This window comes from Lentzea kristufekii (assembly GCF_033949925.1).
In the GTDB taxonomy this organism is placed as follows: Bacteria; Actinomycetota; Actinomycetes; order Mycobacteriales; family Pseudonocardiaceae; genus Lentzea; species Lentzea kristufekii.
This window is the reverse complement of record NZ_JAXAVV010000052.1, coordinates 1-14,121: the sequence shown is the minus strand read 5'-3', so window position 1 is coordinate 14,121 and position 14,121 is coordinate 1. Positions and strand designations below refer to the sequence as shown.

The following is a 14,121-nucleotide window of genomic DNA, read 5'->3' as shown; positions in this document are numbered from 1 at the left end:
GTGCCTTCCGCCCAGGCGTAAGGCCAGTAAGTGCCGTAAGTCGCCTGGTCACAGCATCGCCAGGGTGTAAGCGGCTTACGTCTCGCAACGTAAGCCGAGGCAGGTGAAACAGCAGCGGCTTACGCATCGGAACGTAAGCCGCTTACACCCCTGCACGCCTGCGACCAGGCGGCTTACGGCTCTTGCGGCAGTTACGCCACTACGGACATCGCCAAACCCAAGGCAGTGCCGCACGCCCAGATCTGTGCGGGCTCGTCATCTGCCGTTGCTCAACGTTCCAACCAACACGCGGAGGTGGCGTGGTCATGCGCCGACGTGAACTGCTCACGGTTGCCGAGTTCTGCAAGGAGTTCAAGATTTCCCGCTCGACGCTCTACGAGTGGATTGCCAAGCAAACGGCACCGAAGTTCTCGCGGTTGCCGAACGGACAACTGCGTTTCGACCGGAGCGACGTGGACGACTGGTTCAACGGCTGTGGGGTGGCGGCATGAAGACGAGCTTTGACGTCCGGGTCTACACCACTGATGTCTACAAGGGCACGCGAACCACGACGTACTGGGTTCGTTGGGCCGTCGGTAAGAAGAAGTTCAAGGAGAAGTTCAAGACCGCTGCTCTGGCGGACAGCTTTCGCTCGGAACTTGTCATCGCGTCACGCAAGGGTGAGGCGTTCTGCGTTGAGACAGGTAGCCCGCTGTCGAAGCTCCGGGAGGAGACCGCGGACTTGTCGACCATGTCGTGGTTCGACCTTGTCGCGAAGTTCGTGGACATGAAGTGGGATGAGGCAGCACCGACTCATCGGAAGTCCATTGCGGATGCGCTCGCGCCGATCACCGAGGCGTTGATCGCTACCGACCGCGGCCGTCCCCGACACAAAGTACTACGCCGCGCGATCCGCATTCACTGCAACAAGGAGCGTCGCGGCCAAGAGCACCCAAGTGATGTGGCGACGGCGCTCGTGTGGTTGTCGCAGAACACACGTCAAGTGTCTGACCTCTTGAACGCTGATTTCCTGCGGAAGGTGGTTGGCGCGTTCGAACGGAAGCTCGACGGGCAACGTGCTGCCTACGACACGATCCGGCTCCGGCGGACGACGTTCGGCAACATCTTGGCCTACGCCAACGAGATCGACGTGTTGTCCGAGAACCCCTGGAAGGAGGTGAAGGTCAAGAAGCACAAGGCGGTCGCCAAGGAGGTTGATCGTCGTTGTGTGGCGAACCCGATCCAGTTCCGCACTGTGCTGCGGGAGGTGGCCGGCATCGGCCGCACGGGTGCCAAGTTGGTGGCGTTCTTCGCGCTGATGTTCTTTGCGGCACTCCGACCTGAAGAGGCTTCCAATCTCAGGCTTTACCACCTCCGACTCCCGCCGAGGGTGTGGAACGAGGAGGCGCAGCGATGGGAGGTCCACGAGTGGGGCGTGATCGATCTTGAGGGGGCAGCCCCTGAGGTAGGTAGCGAGTGGACGGACAGCGGCAAGCGACACGAGGAGCGCGAACTCAAGCACCGGCACAAGGGCTTTGGCCGGCCGGTGCCGATGTGCCCGGAATTGGCCCTCTACCTATATGAGCACATTGAGATGTTCGGCATTGGGCCGCGCGGACTGCTGTTTGTCGCTGAGCGCGGTGGGCGCATTGGCAGCTCTACCTATGGGCGAGCTTGGAATCTCGCTCGCAGGATCGCGTTCACAGCGGAGGTCGAGGCCGGCCCATTGGCGAAGCGCCCGTATGACCTGCGGCATGCCTGTGTGACGTTCTGGCTGAACCTCGTGAAGGAGCCCAAGCGGGTCGCCGATTGGGCGGGGCACAGTCTCGCAGTGCTGCTGCGCGAATATGCGAAGTGCATTGATGGAGGCGAACGAGAAGCTCTTAAGAGCGTGCAGGAAGGTCTAGGCTGGTCAGCATTGGCGTTCATAGCAGCGTGACCGTGACCACAACCTTGGCGAATTTCGACGCAGGCTGCCGCTAGTCATCCGGCGCAGCCTCGCCGCACAATCAGAGGCCACTCACGCAGTTCATGGTTTTACCAAAAGTTTTCACGGAATGAAAATCTTCGACGCCATCCAGAAGACCCGATCGGCCAATTTATCGAGCATCGCGTGAATCAGATTTCCCTCGACTTATCCTCCCGCAAAAGGTCCGACATCATAAGTGCCCGCTGAATTCGGACACTTGCTTCCTCCGCTAGATCCTGCTGATAACGAGCATGGTCGACCTGCCGTCGAACCTGATCAACCTGACGGCCCGCATCGCGCTGACTACTGAAAGCAATCCAGGCTGCAGCCGCGCTAGCCAAAAGGACCATGGCCGACACAACATAGGTCAACCAGTTGAAACTGGAAATGAAACTGGAGAAGATTCCCAAAATGAGCGCACTCAACACTACAGTTCCCAATGGCAAAATAGCCGAAATACGCCTGACCGGCCTGTCGTAGATATTGACGTCGGCAAGTTCTCCAAAGAACTGGAAGTAGGGAGGACCTTCGACCAACAGGGTGTATGTCAGCAGGTGGTTGCGAGTCAGGAGAGCCGGGCCAATCTCAAGCCCAGTTTGGGTCACTACAACCTTCGGCGAAGGCACTGCAGGTCGGTCAGCATCAGACCTCTGGTCCAGCAGCGCGACTACAGGAACTCCAAAGTCCAACTTCAAAGGCTGCCCATCGAACGCAGATCGAGGGATATCACGAGCTCCTCGGCTGGCCACATCGACTGTGACCACGTGCGGTTCGTTGAGCACTCGGCCCTGGCGACGAACCTCAATTTCGTGATCGTCCAAGCCTCGGGTAGACCGCAGCAATGCCACAGCCGAACGCTCAGCGATGTATAGGGCGCGACGCGGATTGGCCGATCGAAACGCGGCCCATGCCCCTACCACGATGGCGATAACCGCCACCACGACCGCAAGAATTGCCCAGAAAGTCCCCGAGGAGTACCAAGAGTCCGCAGCAACCTGAATCCGACCTGACAGCATCGGACATTCTAAGCACGACGGTCAACGTTCAGCACCAGAGGTAGCTTAAGCATGACGAGATCGTCCGCGTTCGGATGAGCAGGTCTAACACCAGCCAGATTCAAGACGTTGACGTAAGGCTCTGGCGTCTAGGGCCATCACCTGCCCTTGACGGCAACCCGCCTGTCACTCAACGGCGCAGCACAGGCCACCTTCAGCCTGCCCCTTCGGTTCGCCGCGTGCGGCTGCGCCTGTCGGGATCGTCGGCGACAGCGGCACAGTAGCCCTCCATCACCTCTGTGCCGAACTCACCTGTGCCGAACTTCGGCACGTATTCGGCACAGACACCAGCAACCGGCCGGATCGAGCCGTACGCAGCCGGACAGCACGACGAAGGCCCTGCGACCAGAACTTCCTGGTCACAGGGCCTTCAGTACTGCTGTGGCGGGTAGAGGATTCGAACCTCTGTAGCTTTCGCGACGGATTTACAGTCCGCTCCCATTGGCCGCTCGGGCAACCCGCCCCACACCGCCGTAACGGTGCGGGCAGAACAATACATAACCCCTTCGGGAGGCCCCAAATCGGGGTCCCCCAGTAGCATCGACGCTGGCTGTGATCCCGAGATCGTTGAGGAGTGAAGTCGTGGCGGACCCGTCGTTCGACGTGGTGAGCAAGGTGGACCGGCAGGAGGTCGACAACGCGCTCAACCAGGCCTCGAAGGAGCTGAGTACCCGCTTCGACTTCCGCGGGACCAACACCACAGTGGCCTGGGCCGGCGAGGAGGCGATCACCTTCACCTCCGAGACCGAGGAGCGCTGCAAGGCGGCGATCGACGTCTTCCAGGAGAAGCTGGTCAAGCGCAACATCTCGATGAAGGCGTTCGAGGTGGGTGAGCCTGCGATCTCCGGAAAGGTGTTCAAGGTCACGGGAAACCTCGTGCAGGGCATCACGTCCGAGAAGGCCAAGGAGATCGCCAAGAAGATCCGCGACGAGGCGCCCAAGGGTGTTCAGGCGCAGATCCAGGGCGACCAGCTGCGGGTGTCCGGCAAGAAGAAGGACCACCTGCAGGACGTGATCGCACTGCTGAAGAGCTCTGACTTCGGCATCGCCCTCCAGTTCACCAACTACCGGTGAAGGGCATCGTCCTCGCCGGTGGCAGTGGGTCGCGCCTGCACCCGATCACGCAGGCCGTCTCCAAGCAGCTGCTGCCGGTGTACGACAAGCCGATGATCTACTACCCGCTGTCGGTGCTGATGCTGGCCGGCATTCGCGAGGTGTTGATCATTTCCACGCCGACCGACTTACCGCTGTTCCGGCGGTTGCTCGGTGACGGGTCCCAGTGGGGCATGGCCTTCTCCTACGCGGAGCAGGCCGCGCCGAACGGGCTCGCGGAGGCGTTCCTCATCGGCGCGGACTTCGTCGGTGACGACGACGTGGCGCTGGTGCTGGGCGACAACATCTTCTACGGCCAGGGTTTCTCCACCACGCTGCAGCACCACGCGTCCTCTTTGGACGGCTGTGTGCTGTTCGGCTACCAGGTGAAGGACCCCGAGCGGTACGGCGTGGGTGAGGTCGACGCGACGGGCAAGCTGTTGTCCATCGAGGAGAAGCCCGCGAAGCCGAAGTCGAACCGGGCCATCACCGGGCTCTACTTCTACGACAACGGTGTGGTCGACATCGCGCGGCAGCTCAAGCCGTCGCCGCGTGGTGAGCTGGAGATCACCGACGTCAACCTCGCCTACCTGCGCGAGGGTCGGGCGCAGCTCGTGGACCTGAGCCGCGGGTTCGCATGGCTCGACACCGGCACGCACGACTCGCTGCTCGAGGCCGGGCAGTTCGTGCAGGTGCTGGAGCACCGGACCGGCGTGCGCATCGCGTGTCCTGAGGAGATCGCGCTGCGCATGGGCTTCATCTCCGCGCAGGAGTGCTACGCGCTCGGCGAGAAGCTCGGCAAGTCCGGGTACGGCGAGTACCTCATGGCCGTGGCGAAGGCAGGGCGTTAACCGGCCCTGCGCGCCATCTCCTCGAGCCTGCGGATGCGGTCGGCGATCGGCGGGTGGGTCGAGAACCACTTCGTGAGCTGTTCTCCCGAACGGAACGGGTTCGCGATCATCAGGTGGCTCTGCGACACCACCTCCGGCTCCGGTGCGAGCGGCGCCGCCCGCGTCCCCAGCTCGATCTTGCGCAGCGCCGAGGCCAGCGCCAGCGGGTCGCCGGTGAGCTCGGAGCCCGACTGGTCGGCCTGGAACTCGCGCGAGCGGCTCACGGCCAGGCGCACGACGGTCGCGGCGATCGGGCCGAGCAGTGCGATCAGCAGCAGGCCGAGCGGGCCGGGGCCGTCGTCGTCGGAGTCGCCGCCGCCGAAGATCCCGGCGAACAGGGCCAGGTTGGCCAGCATCGTGATCACGCCGGCCAGCGCGCCGGCCACGCAGCTGATCAGGATGTCGCGGTTGTAGACGTGCGCGAGCTCGTGGCCGATCACGGCGCGCAGCTCGCGTTCGTCGAGCAGGTCGAGGATGCCCGTGGTGCAGCACACGGCCGCGTTGCGCGGGTTGCGGCCCGTGGCGAACGCGTTCGGCGCGATCGTCGGGCTCAGGAAGAGCCTGGGCATGGGCTGGCGCGCCTTCTGCGACAGCTCACGCACGATGGCGTAGAGCACTGGTTGCTCCACTTGCGACACGGGCACCGCCCGCATCGCGCGCAACGCGATCTTGTCCGAGTTGAAGTACGCGTAGGCGTTCACGCCCAAGGCCAACACCAGGCCGATGACCAGTGCCGTCCGGCCGAACAGGCTGCTGACCAGCACGATCAGCGCGCTCATCCCGCCGAGCAGCACGGCCGTCTTCAACCCGTTGAAGTGCTTGTGCACGGTTTCGCCTCCGGGTTTTACGTCCTACCCCTCAACGAACCAGGCCGCCGTCCGGTTCCGGTGGCCGTTTCGGGCGCGGCCTCCGCGGCCGGGTCGAGCGGAGGCGGTGGCGGCACCTTCTCGACCCAGGTGGACAGCACGTCCCGTTCGTGGACGAGCTCCGCGACAGCACCCTCGCCGTCGATCGAACCCGTTCCCGGATAGCCGAACTCCGGCGCCCAGTGCAGGGCGTCGAACGGGCAGACCTCGACGCAGATGCCGCAGTAGAGACACTGGCCGTAGTCGATCGCGAACCGGTCGAGCACGTTGCGGCTGCGCGGGCGGGCGCTGCCGGGCTGCTGTTCGACCTCGGTGTGCGACGTGATGTGGATGCACCAGTCAGGACACTCGCGCGCGCAGATCATGCAGACCGTGCAGTTGGCCTCCAGCAGCGCGATGACGCCCCTCGTGCGCGGTGGAAGGTTCGTCACGACGTGCTCTCCTCTTCACGGCGCGGGCCCCAGGACGGGTCCGGAACGCCAGGTGGTGCGGTGCGGCGGCGGCTCGGGGCGCTCGTGTTGTCCTCGCCGGGCTCCAGCGCGCCCGGCCAGGGGCGCACGACGCGGGAAGCCAGCACGAAGTCCTTGCGCAGCGGGTGGCCCTGGAAGCTGTCCGGGAGCAGCAGGTGTTCAGGCTCGCCGCCGACCGTGACGCCGAACATCTCCGCGGCTTCGCGCTCGTGCCACTGCGCGCCCTTCCAGAGGTGCGCGACGCTCGGCAGCGCGTCGGCTTCGGTGATCTCGGTCCGCAGCATCACGCCCTCGCGTGTCTGCGGGTTGATGACGTGCAGGAACACCGCGTGGCGCTGGCCCGCGGCACCTGGCCGGCCCGCGTCCTCGACGCCGAGCCAGTCGAACATCACGCAGCCGTCGGCGTGGTGGGCCGTGGCCGTGGCGAGCCAGCAGGCGAGCTCCACGTGGTGGACGGTCTGACCGAAGGCGGTCTTGGGGGTCGTCACGCGTTCACCAGCTCGTGCAGTGCCTTCAGGCCTTCGAGCAGCGCTTCGGGCCGCGGCGGGCAACCGGGAACGGCGACGTGGACCGGCAGGGCCTGGTCGATTCCCTTGGTGACGCTGTAGGAATCCCAGTACGGACCGCCGGTGTTGCTGCAGGCGCCCACGGAGATCACGTAGCGGGGTTCGGGCATGGCCTCGTAACTGCGGAGGACAGCGGGCAACATGACGTCCGTGACCGTGCCGGAGACAACGAGAACGTGCGCCTCGCCCGCGCCGTCGACCGGCGTGACACCGAGGTCGGGAAGGCGGTCGAGAGCTGCCATCACTTCGACCCCACAGCAGGCGAGTCCGAGTTCGAGCACGGTGACCTGGTAGGTGGTGCCCCATTCCAGGCGAGCGGAAGCCGTCACAACTGGCGAGGGTAATACTTGGGGGCCCGCCGGCTCACGCCTGGCGGACCCCCACCCCCCAATGATTCCCCCCGGAATCGGCTCCCACGCGTGGTCGCCGCAGATAGTTTTGTACACCGCGAGATAAGTGTCCAGGGATTTGCCAACAGGATCTTCAGATAATTTGTCGGCGAAATGCGGTCAAGTTCAGTTCAACTGATCGACAGAACACAAGAGAGGCCCCGATGTCCGGCTCGTCCCGGTTGGTGCTCCCCACCAGCACCTCGCTGCACCGTTTGCTGAACATGCCCGGTGCACTACTGGATACCACGATGGACCAGCTCAGGACCCTTCTCACGGTGCACGAGACCCGTTCGGCCCTACGCGCGGCGCGGGCGTTGGGACGCGAGCAGTCGAGCGTGCAGAAGCAGCTCGACACGTTGAACAGGAACTTCCTGGAACTGTGCGGCGAAGCGCTCGTGGTGAAGCAGGGCCGGGGAAAAGACGTGCTGTTCACGCCGACTGGTGAGTCACTCGTCGAATTGGCGCGGGAGACGCTCGCGGAGTGGCTGGACGGAATTCACGAGTGCCGCCGCAAGCTCGGCACGACCGTCACCGTCGGCACGACGCGATACATGCTGGACACGCTCGCGAAGGCCTGGCACCACGTGGCGGACGAGTTCCGCGAGCGCGACGTGGACCTCAAGGTCGTGCACATCCGCACCAAGGACATCTGGACGAAGCTGGAGACGCAGGAGGTCGACGTCGTCTGCGGCAGCGTCGTGACGCGGGCCGGCCAGGGCTGGGAGCGCCCCGAGTTCGAGGTGATCCAGTGGCGGCGGGGCGGCCTCGCCCTGTTGACGAACCTGCCGGAGACGGTCGTCGGGGACCGCGTGCGCGTGCCCGCGTTGCGGTCGGTACCGCTGGTCGTGCCGGGTGCCGGGCTGATCGCCGAGTTCCTGCGCGGCTGGTTCGGCCCCGACTACCGGCAGGGTCTCGACATCGCCGCGGAGATCGACGAGATCCAGTACGGCATCTCCCTGCTCCGCTCCAACCTGGTCAAGGGCGCGATGATCGTGACGTCCGGCCTCGGGGTGGTGGCGGCGAACAACGAGCTGCGCGAGGGAAGCGGTCTGCGCGTGGTGCAGCTCGTCGACGATTCGCTGGAACGGCTCGTGGGCGTGTTCGCGCGGACCGACGCGCTGGCGAAGCATCCGGCGGACCACCCGCTGAAGCTCCTGTGGGCCGCGTTCGAACGGGAGGCTCCGCCCCTGTGAAACGCCTGGCGCTGGTCGTGCTGGTGCTGCTGGCGAGCTGCATCTCCGCGACGGCGACCAGGCCGTCGTCACCGGGTTTCGCGGCGCCGGCCGGTACCGGCGGGGTGACGACGTTCCCCGACTGGCGCCTGCGCTCGTCCTCGGACGTGCCGGTGGACGGCGACCTGGTGTCCCGGCCGGACTACGACGACCGCGACTGGACGACCGTGCCGCGCCGCTCCACCGTCCTGGGCGGACTCCTGGCGGCCGGGCGCTACCCGGACGTCCACTACTCGACGAACATGCGCGACAAGGTCAACGCGGGCCACTTCACGGTGCCGTGGTGGTACCGCAGGACGTTCACCGCCACCCCCGGCGACGGCGCGCACACGTTCCTGCGGCTGCCCGGCGGCATCATCCCGAGCGCGGAGATCTGGCTCAACGGAGCCAAGATCGCCGGTCCGGACGACGTCGCCGGGGCGTACCCCGCGCACGACTTCGAGATCCCGCTGCACGCGGGCACGAACGCGCTGGCCATCAAGGTCTTCCGGGCCGACAGCTACGAGCAGTTCACGCTCGACTTCCTCGACTGGAGCCAGCCTCCGCCGGACAACAGCATGGGCGTGTGGCGCGACGTGCAGCTCGTGCGCACAGGTCCCGTCTCGTTGCACAACGCGCGCGTGGTCACGTCGTTGGCCGTGCCGTCGTTGGAGACCGCCGACCTGACGATCAAGGCCGAACTCATCAACCACACGTCGTCCGACGTCGACGTTGTGGTGCGAGGGTCGGCGGACGGGCCGTTCGAGGAGACCTTGAAGATTCCCGCGAAGGGCTCCGCGACCGTGGAAACCAAACAGCACATGGCACGCCCACGTGTGTGGTGGCCGTACTCGATGGGCGACCAGCCGTTGTACCGCTTGGAGCTTGAGGCTTTCGTCGGCGGCCGCTCGTCCGACCGGACCTCCAGCAGCTTCGGCATCAAGCACATCCGCTCGTTCCTGAACTCGGACGGCGCGCAGGCGTTCGAGATCAACGGCAGACCGTTCCAGGTGCGCGGCGCCGGCTGGACGCCCGACCTGTTCCTGCGCGACGACCGCCAACGCGTGCAGGACGAGCTCTCGTACGTCCGCGACCTCGGCCTGAACACGCTGCGGCTCGAGGGCAAGCTGGAGCAGGACGAGTTCTACGAGCTGGCCGACCGCATGGGCATCGTGCTGATGCCCGGCTGGGAGTGCTGCACGAAGTGGCAGCACTACGAGAAGTGGAGCGAAGCCGACTTCGCGGTGGCGCGCGCGTCCGCGGTGACGGAGGGCTTCCGGCTGCAGAACCACCCGTCGGTCCTCAGCTTCTACCTCGGCAGCGATACCGCGCCGCCGCCGGCCGTCGAGCAGATGTACCTGGACGCGTTCGCGTCGACCGACTGGTCCCTGCCGTTGCTCGCGTCGATCGGGCCGTGGGCGGCCGAGAAGCTGGGCCCGTCGGGGCACAAGGGGGCGGGCCCGTACTGGTGGGTGCCGCCGGCCTACTTCTACGGCGACGTCGGCGGCGGAGCGTTCGGGTTCGAGGGCGAGAACGGACCGGGCGCGGCGATCCCCGAACTGGCGGCGCTGAAGTCGTTCATGACCGACGCCGAGCTCGACGCGCTGTGGCGTGATCCGGACTCGGTGCAGTACCACCTGTCGTGGTCGCCGTGGTTCGACCACCTCGGCGACTTCTGGCACGCCCTCGCCACGCGTTATGGCGCGCCCACGTCGTTGGAAGACTTCGTGCGCAAAGCACAGCTGATGAACTACGAGGTGAACCGCGCGCAATTCGAGGCGCACGGGCGCAACGGACTGCGTGCGTCGAATCCGTCGACCGGCGACATCTACTGGCTGCTCAACAACGCCCGGCCCGAGCTCTACTGGCACCTGTACGACCACTCGATGACGCCCACCGGTGGGTACTTCGGCGCACGCACCGGTCTCAAGCCGGTGCACGTGCAGTACTCCTACGACGACGGCTCGGTGTGGGTGCTGGGCGCCGTTGAGGGCATGAGCGCGCAGACGACCGTGTTCGAGCTCGACGGCACCGTGCACTCGGACACGACCGTGCCCGTCTCGGGGCCCGGTGCGGTCGGCAAGGTGGCGTTGGGGGCATCTGCCACGTATCTGGTGCGCCTGCTGCTGCGTGACGCGTCGGGGACCGTCGTCGACCGCAACGTGTACTGGCTCTCCCCCACGCCGGACGTGGCCGACATCGGCAACTCGACCTGGTACCACATGCCGCAGACCTCGTACGCGGATCTGAAGGGCCTGGCGTCGCTACCGCGTGGTCAGGTGTCCGTGTCGTCGGCGGTCTCGGACGGGCGAACGGACGTCACCCTCACGAACACCAGTTCCACCGTGGCGTTCTTCGTCCGGGTGAGTCTCCACCGGGGCGAAGGTGGCCCGGAGGTCGCGCCGGCGTTGTGGAGCGACAACTACGTGACGCTCTGGCCGGGCGAAACGCTGCAGGTCACGGCGTCGTACCGGCAGGAGCTGCTGGGCGGGGCGGCTCCGGTCGTGCGAGCCGGCTGACCTCGGGCAAAACAGAAGCGCCCCGGCCGTGACCGGGGCGCTTCTGTCGTTTCCTGCCTACTTCTTCGCGGGTGTCATGGCGTCGTGCTCAGGCCTGCGTTGCTCGACGTTGGGACGATGTTGGGCCTTGGCCATCTTGGCCAGCCAACTCGTCGCCTCCGAGCGGATCTTCTCCAGCTCGTCGTCGCGTGCCTGTTGCTCGTTCATCGGCCACTCCCTGCGTTCGGGGATCGCGTTCGATGGGAGCACTACCGGGCGTGTGCCCGCTAGGGCCGCCATGCTTGTGGGTGAACCTGTTTGACAGCATCGTCCGCCGATAGGTTTCCCGCACCCCGACACGGCGTATTCCGCTCCTTTAGTACCCCCGGTACCCGCCGCCGAGGTTCATGGAGACCAGACCCGGGTGGTTGTGGAAGCCGCCATAGCGCGCGTAGGTGTAGCGGACGCCCGCGATGATGTTGTCGACCGGCGCGAGGATGTTGTCGTAACCGGCCAGCTTGTACGCGCGGAACGTCGGGTCGATGCACTGCATCAGGCCCTTGGACGGCGTGCCGCGCATCGCGTTGGAGTCCCAGTTGTTGACGGCGTTGGGGTTGCCGTTCGACTCCTTCATGATGATCGTGTAGATCTCGTCGACGGAGCCGTTGTCGATGTTGGTGCCGTTGGCCTGCAGGATCTTGATGGCTTCCTTGATCCAGCCCTCGACCTCGCGCTGCTTGGCGGGCTTGCGCATCTCGATCTGACGCTCGGCCTCGGCCTTGGCGGCCGCCTCGCGCTGAGCGTGCGCGTCCGCGGCGACCTTCTTGGCCTGCTCGAACGTCTGCTGCGCGTACATCTGCTGGAACTGCAGGAGACGGCCGACCTGGCTGCCGGGGTTCACGTCGTGAACCGTCTGGATGGTCTTGGCCTGCTGGTCGGGAAGAGCACCCAGCTCGGCCGCACCCGCGGCGAGTTCGGTCGAAGGGCCGCTGGTGGCGGCGTTGGCGATGGCCGCGGTGCCGGCGGCGACACCTGCGGCGACGACGATCGCGCTCACACGGTGGGCAAGCGGAACCTTGTCGTCCTCGACGCGGTGAGCGCCGGGCTTGACTTCTTGTCTGGGCACGACCGTGTACACGGTTCGGCCATCGGCCTTGCTGTGCCGGGCCAAGGGGGAGCCTCCTGCGTCGGGGAGCTTGGCCACCGGGCTGTCTCGGCGGGGGATTCCGAGCCGGACTTCGGACCCCGGGGTACTACGGGTCCTGTGTCCTGCCGGTGACCAAACCGTTATCGGCGGGCGAGAACGTAACCTCGCGTCACGAGCGCAGGCAAGCTTGAGCGCCCGTTGGGTGACTCTCGTCACGTTTCCGATGATTCGGGCTATCCGCTGCTGACAGACAGTCAACTAGCCGCGTGAGTCCTGCGTAAGTTCATCGTTGCCTCCTGACGAACTGGCGGAGCTGTCTGTTAGTTCGCTGCTAGTCCGGCTCTCGTTATGGGTTACGTCCACGACCACGCGATCGAGTGATGCCGTCACGCTTGGTAGTGGTATTGGGGTACGGGGTGCTGACCTGCGGGGACTTGATCGCTGGACAGCGTTTTTCTGGGTCTGACGAGGGGTACGGAGAAGCTGCTCGTCCGGTTCACCCGATGTTGTGGGTTAACGGTTGCGCTTCTGCTCGAGCGCCTTGAGAACCCAGTCCGGGCTGTCCCCGGGGCTCTCGTTGAACGCGATCGCGGCTTGAGGCTGACGCCAGTGCACTTCGTTGACGACGAGCTGGAAGAGCTCCAGGAGACCGGGTCCCTTGCGGATGCCGCCACCGATCAGGACGCAGTCGTACTGCCTGGACTCGAGCTTCTCGACGAGCTTGGCCTGGGCGCGGCCGTCCAGTTCCGCGAAGTCGACGAGGAAGAGGTCCTCGGTCAGGCCCAGCTCGGCGAACGCCCTGCTGGCCTGCTCGATGCCGGCGGCGACCGGCGCGGGGTCGAAGCCGGGGATGGTGTGGGGATCGAAGCCGATCGCGAGGATGTTGGGCACTCCACCGAAGTTACTGCGGCCACGAGGTGCGACGTCTCCTGCCCGCGTGGCAACTGACGCGACAGCCTGCTCGGGCCTGAATAAGTTCGGCGCATGATCGAACGCCTCACGTGGCGCCCACTCACCCAAGACGACGCCCAGCCGTCAGCCGACCTCCTCAACGCCATCGAGGCCGTCGACAAGATCGGCGAGAACTACACGGCGGAGGACACCCTCACCGAGCTGATCGACCCGTGCGCAGACCTCGAACGAGGCAGTCTCGCGGCGTTCGACGGCGATCTCATGGTCGGCTACATGAAGATCCAGTACCGGCCGACCGCCGCGGAGGTCCACCGCGTCTCCCTCGACGGCGGCGTCCACCCTTCGTACCGCCGTCAGGGCATCGGCACCCGGCTGGTGCGGGCAGGCATCGAGTCGGCACGCGTCCTGCACGCACTGCACCACCCGGCGCTTCGGCTCGCGATCAACGTCCACAAGGCCGAGCACATCTCGGGCCTGCCCGAGCTCCTTGGAACTGCCGGATTCACTCCGGTCCGCTACTTCCAGCGCATGGAGCACGCGCTCCTCGACGTCGGGCCGTCCGAAGATCCGCGGATCGAGCCGTGGTCGGAGGCGACGGACGAGGAGTTCCGGCGCGTGCGCAACGAGGCGTACCGCGAGAACTGGGGCTCGACGCCGATGCCGGCGGAGCTGTGGAAGAACAAGGTGACCAACCAGACGTTCCGGCCCTCCGTCAGCTTCCTGCTGCGCGACGCCGACGGGGTGGCGGCAGGTCTTCTGGTGACGATGAACTGGGAGGCCGACACCGAGGCCACCGGTGTTCGTGACGCGCACTTCATGGTCATCGGAACGTTGCCCGGCTATCGGAACCGTGGCGTTGCGAGGGCTCTGCTCGGCCATGCGCTTCGGGCGGCCGCCGAGCAGGGGTATGACCGCGCGCTGCTGAGCGTGGACTCGGAGAACTCCACCGGGGCGTTCGGCATCTTCGAGCGGGCCGGTTTCACCTCGACGATGCGCTTCGTGCGGTGGGAACTGGAGGGCTGAGCGTCAGGTGGACGGCGGCCGTTCATCGATCACACCTGGAAGCCTGGTGAG

At 65.7% G+C, this 14,121-nt stretch carries 14 protein-coding genes, 1 tRNA gene and 1 pseudogene; 7 read left to right on the top strand and 9 right to left on the bottom strand.

From position 1 onward, the window contains the following. Positions 1–305 precede the first annotated feature (305 nt). Both SK571_RS45510 and SK571_RS45505 read left to right on the top strand, forming a co-directional pair. Positions 306–491 carry a helix-turn-helix transcriptional regulator gene (locus SK571_RS45510; RefSeq protein WP_189160103.1) on the top strand — a complete coding sequence of 62 codons (186 nt, stop codon included), beginning with the start codon at positions 306–308 and terminating at the stop codon, positions 489–491. Continuing rightward, positions 488–1,918 (top strand): integrase, encoded by a 1,431-nt coding sequence (locus SK571_RS45505; RefSeq protein ID WP_319990321.1) that lies wholly within the window; start codon positions 488–490, stop codon positions 1,916–1,918. Before SK571_RS45510 ends, SK571_RS45505 begins: the two co-directional genes overlap by 4 nt. Positions 1,919–2,097: 179 nt before the next feature. Here SK571_RS45505 and SK571_RS45500 read toward each other — a convergent pair whose 3' ends face one another. Both SK571_RS45500 and SK571_RS45495 read right to left on the bottom strand, forming a co-directional pair. Then, positions 2,098–2,889, bottom strand: a complete 792-nt coding sequence (locus tag SK571_RS45500) for a hypothetical protein (RefSeq protein WP_319990320.1) — start codon at positions 2,887–2,889, stop codon at positions 2,098–2,100. A 496-nt stretch (positions 2,890–3,385) separates the two neighbouring features. Beyond that, a tRNA-Tyr gene (locus tag SK571_RS45495) sits at positions 3,386–3,466 on the bottom strand. A 119-nt stretch (positions 3,467–3,585) separates the two neighbouring features. Between SK571_RS45495 and SK571_RS45490 the strand changes: the two genes are divergently transcribed. Further along, positions 3,586–4,077, top strand: coding sequence for a YajQ family cyclic di-GMP-binding protein (locus SK571_RS45490; protein ID WP_319990319.1), 492 nt, complete (start codon positions 3,586–3,588; stop codon positions 4,075–4,077). After that, entirely contained in the window at positions 4,074–4,946 is an 873-nt protein-coding gene (gene rfbA / locus SK571_RS45485; RefSeq protein ID WP_319990318.1) for a glucose-1-phosphate thymidylyltransferase RfbA, read from the top strand. Before SK571_RS45490 ends, rfbA begins: the two co-directional genes overlap by 4 nt. On the opposite strand, the gene htpX is transcribed toward rfbA, so the two are convergent. From htpX to SK571_RS45465, 4 genes are read right to left on the bottom strand one after another with little or no spacing between them, the layout of a single operon-like run. Next, positions 4,943–5,812, bottom strand: coding sequence for a zinc metalloprotease HtpX (htpX, locus tag SK571_RS45480; protein WP_319990317.1), 870 nt, complete (start codon positions 5,810–5,812; stop codon positions 4,943–4,945). The genes rfbA and htpX overlap by 4 nt on opposite strands. 17 nt (positions 5,813–5,829) lie before the next feature. Beyond that, a complete protein-coding gene (locus tag SK571_RS45475) occupies positions 5,830–6,282 on the bottom strand; it encodes a 4Fe-4S binding protein (protein WP_030478251.1) in 453 nt (150 codons plus the stop codon). After that, positions 6,279–6,809, bottom strand: coding sequence for an NADH-quinone oxidoreductase subunit C (locus SK571_RS45470; RefSeq protein ID WP_319990316.1), 531 nt, complete (start codon positions 6,807–6,809; stop codon positions 6,279–6,281). The genes SK571_RS45475 and SK571_RS45470 overlap by 4 nt, the downstream gene beginning before the upstream one ends. After that, positions 6,806–7,216 carry an NADH-quinone oxidoreductase subunit B gene (locus SK571_RS45465; protein WP_319990315.1) on the bottom strand — a complete coding sequence of 137 codons (411 nt, stop codon included), beginning with the start codon at positions 7,214–7,216 and terminating at the stop codon, positions 6,806–6,808. The genes SK571_RS45470 and SK571_RS45465 overlap by 4 nt, the downstream gene beginning before the upstream one ends. Positions 7,217–7,527: 311 nt before the next feature. Here SK571_RS45465 and SK571_RS45460 point away from each other — a divergent pair, with 311 nt between their 5' ends. Both SK571_RS45460 and SK571_RS45455 read left to right on the top strand, forming a co-directional pair. Then, positions 7,528–8,472, top strand: coding sequence for a LysR family transcriptional regulator (locus tag SK571_RS45460; RefSeq protein WP_319990314.1), 945 nt, complete (start codon positions 7,528–7,530; stop codon positions 8,470–8,472). Further along, a complete protein-coding gene (locus SK571_RS45455) occupies positions 8,469–11,009 on the top strand; it encodes a glycoside hydrolase family 2 protein (protein ID WP_319990313.1) in 2,541 nt (846 codons plus the stop codon). The genes SK571_RS45460 and SK571_RS45455 overlap by 4 nt, the downstream gene beginning before the upstream one ends. Positions 11,010–11,066: 57 nt before the next feature. Here the strand turns inward: SK571_RS45455 and SK571_RS45450 are convergent, their stop codons facing one another. The 3 genes and pseudogenes from SK571_RS45450 to SK571_RS45440 all read right to left on the bottom strand — a co-directional run bounded on the left by SK571_RS45450 (position 11,067) and on the right by SK571_RS45440 (position 13,026). Continuing rightward, the gene (locus SK571_RS45450; protein ID WP_157512956.1) at positions 11,067–11,216 is read right to left on the bottom strand and encodes a hypothetical protein; all 150 of its coding nucleotides are present in this window, start codon (positions 11,214–11,216) and stop codon (positions 11,067–11,069) included. 148 nt (positions 11,217–11,364) lie between these two features. Next, positions 11,365–11,715 (bottom strand): annotated as a pseudogene (locus SK571_RS45445) (transglycosylase SLT domain-containing protein); the annotation flags it as partial. A gap of 933 nt (positions 11,716–12,648) precedes the next feature. Next, positions 12,649–13,026 (bottom strand): hypothetical protein, encoded by a 378-nt coding sequence (locus tag SK571_RS45440; protein WP_319990312.1) that lies wholly within the window; start codon positions 13,024–13,026, stop codon positions 12,649–12,651. 93 nt (positions 13,027–13,119) lie between these two features. Here SK571_RS45440 and SK571_RS45435 point away from each other — a divergent pair, with 93 nt between their 5' ends. After that, entirely contained in the window at positions 13,120–14,070 is a 951-nt protein-coding gene (locus SK571_RS45435; RefSeq protein WP_319990311.1) for a GNAT family N-acetyltransferase, read from the top strand. Positions 14,071–14,121 lie beyond the last annotated feature (51 nt).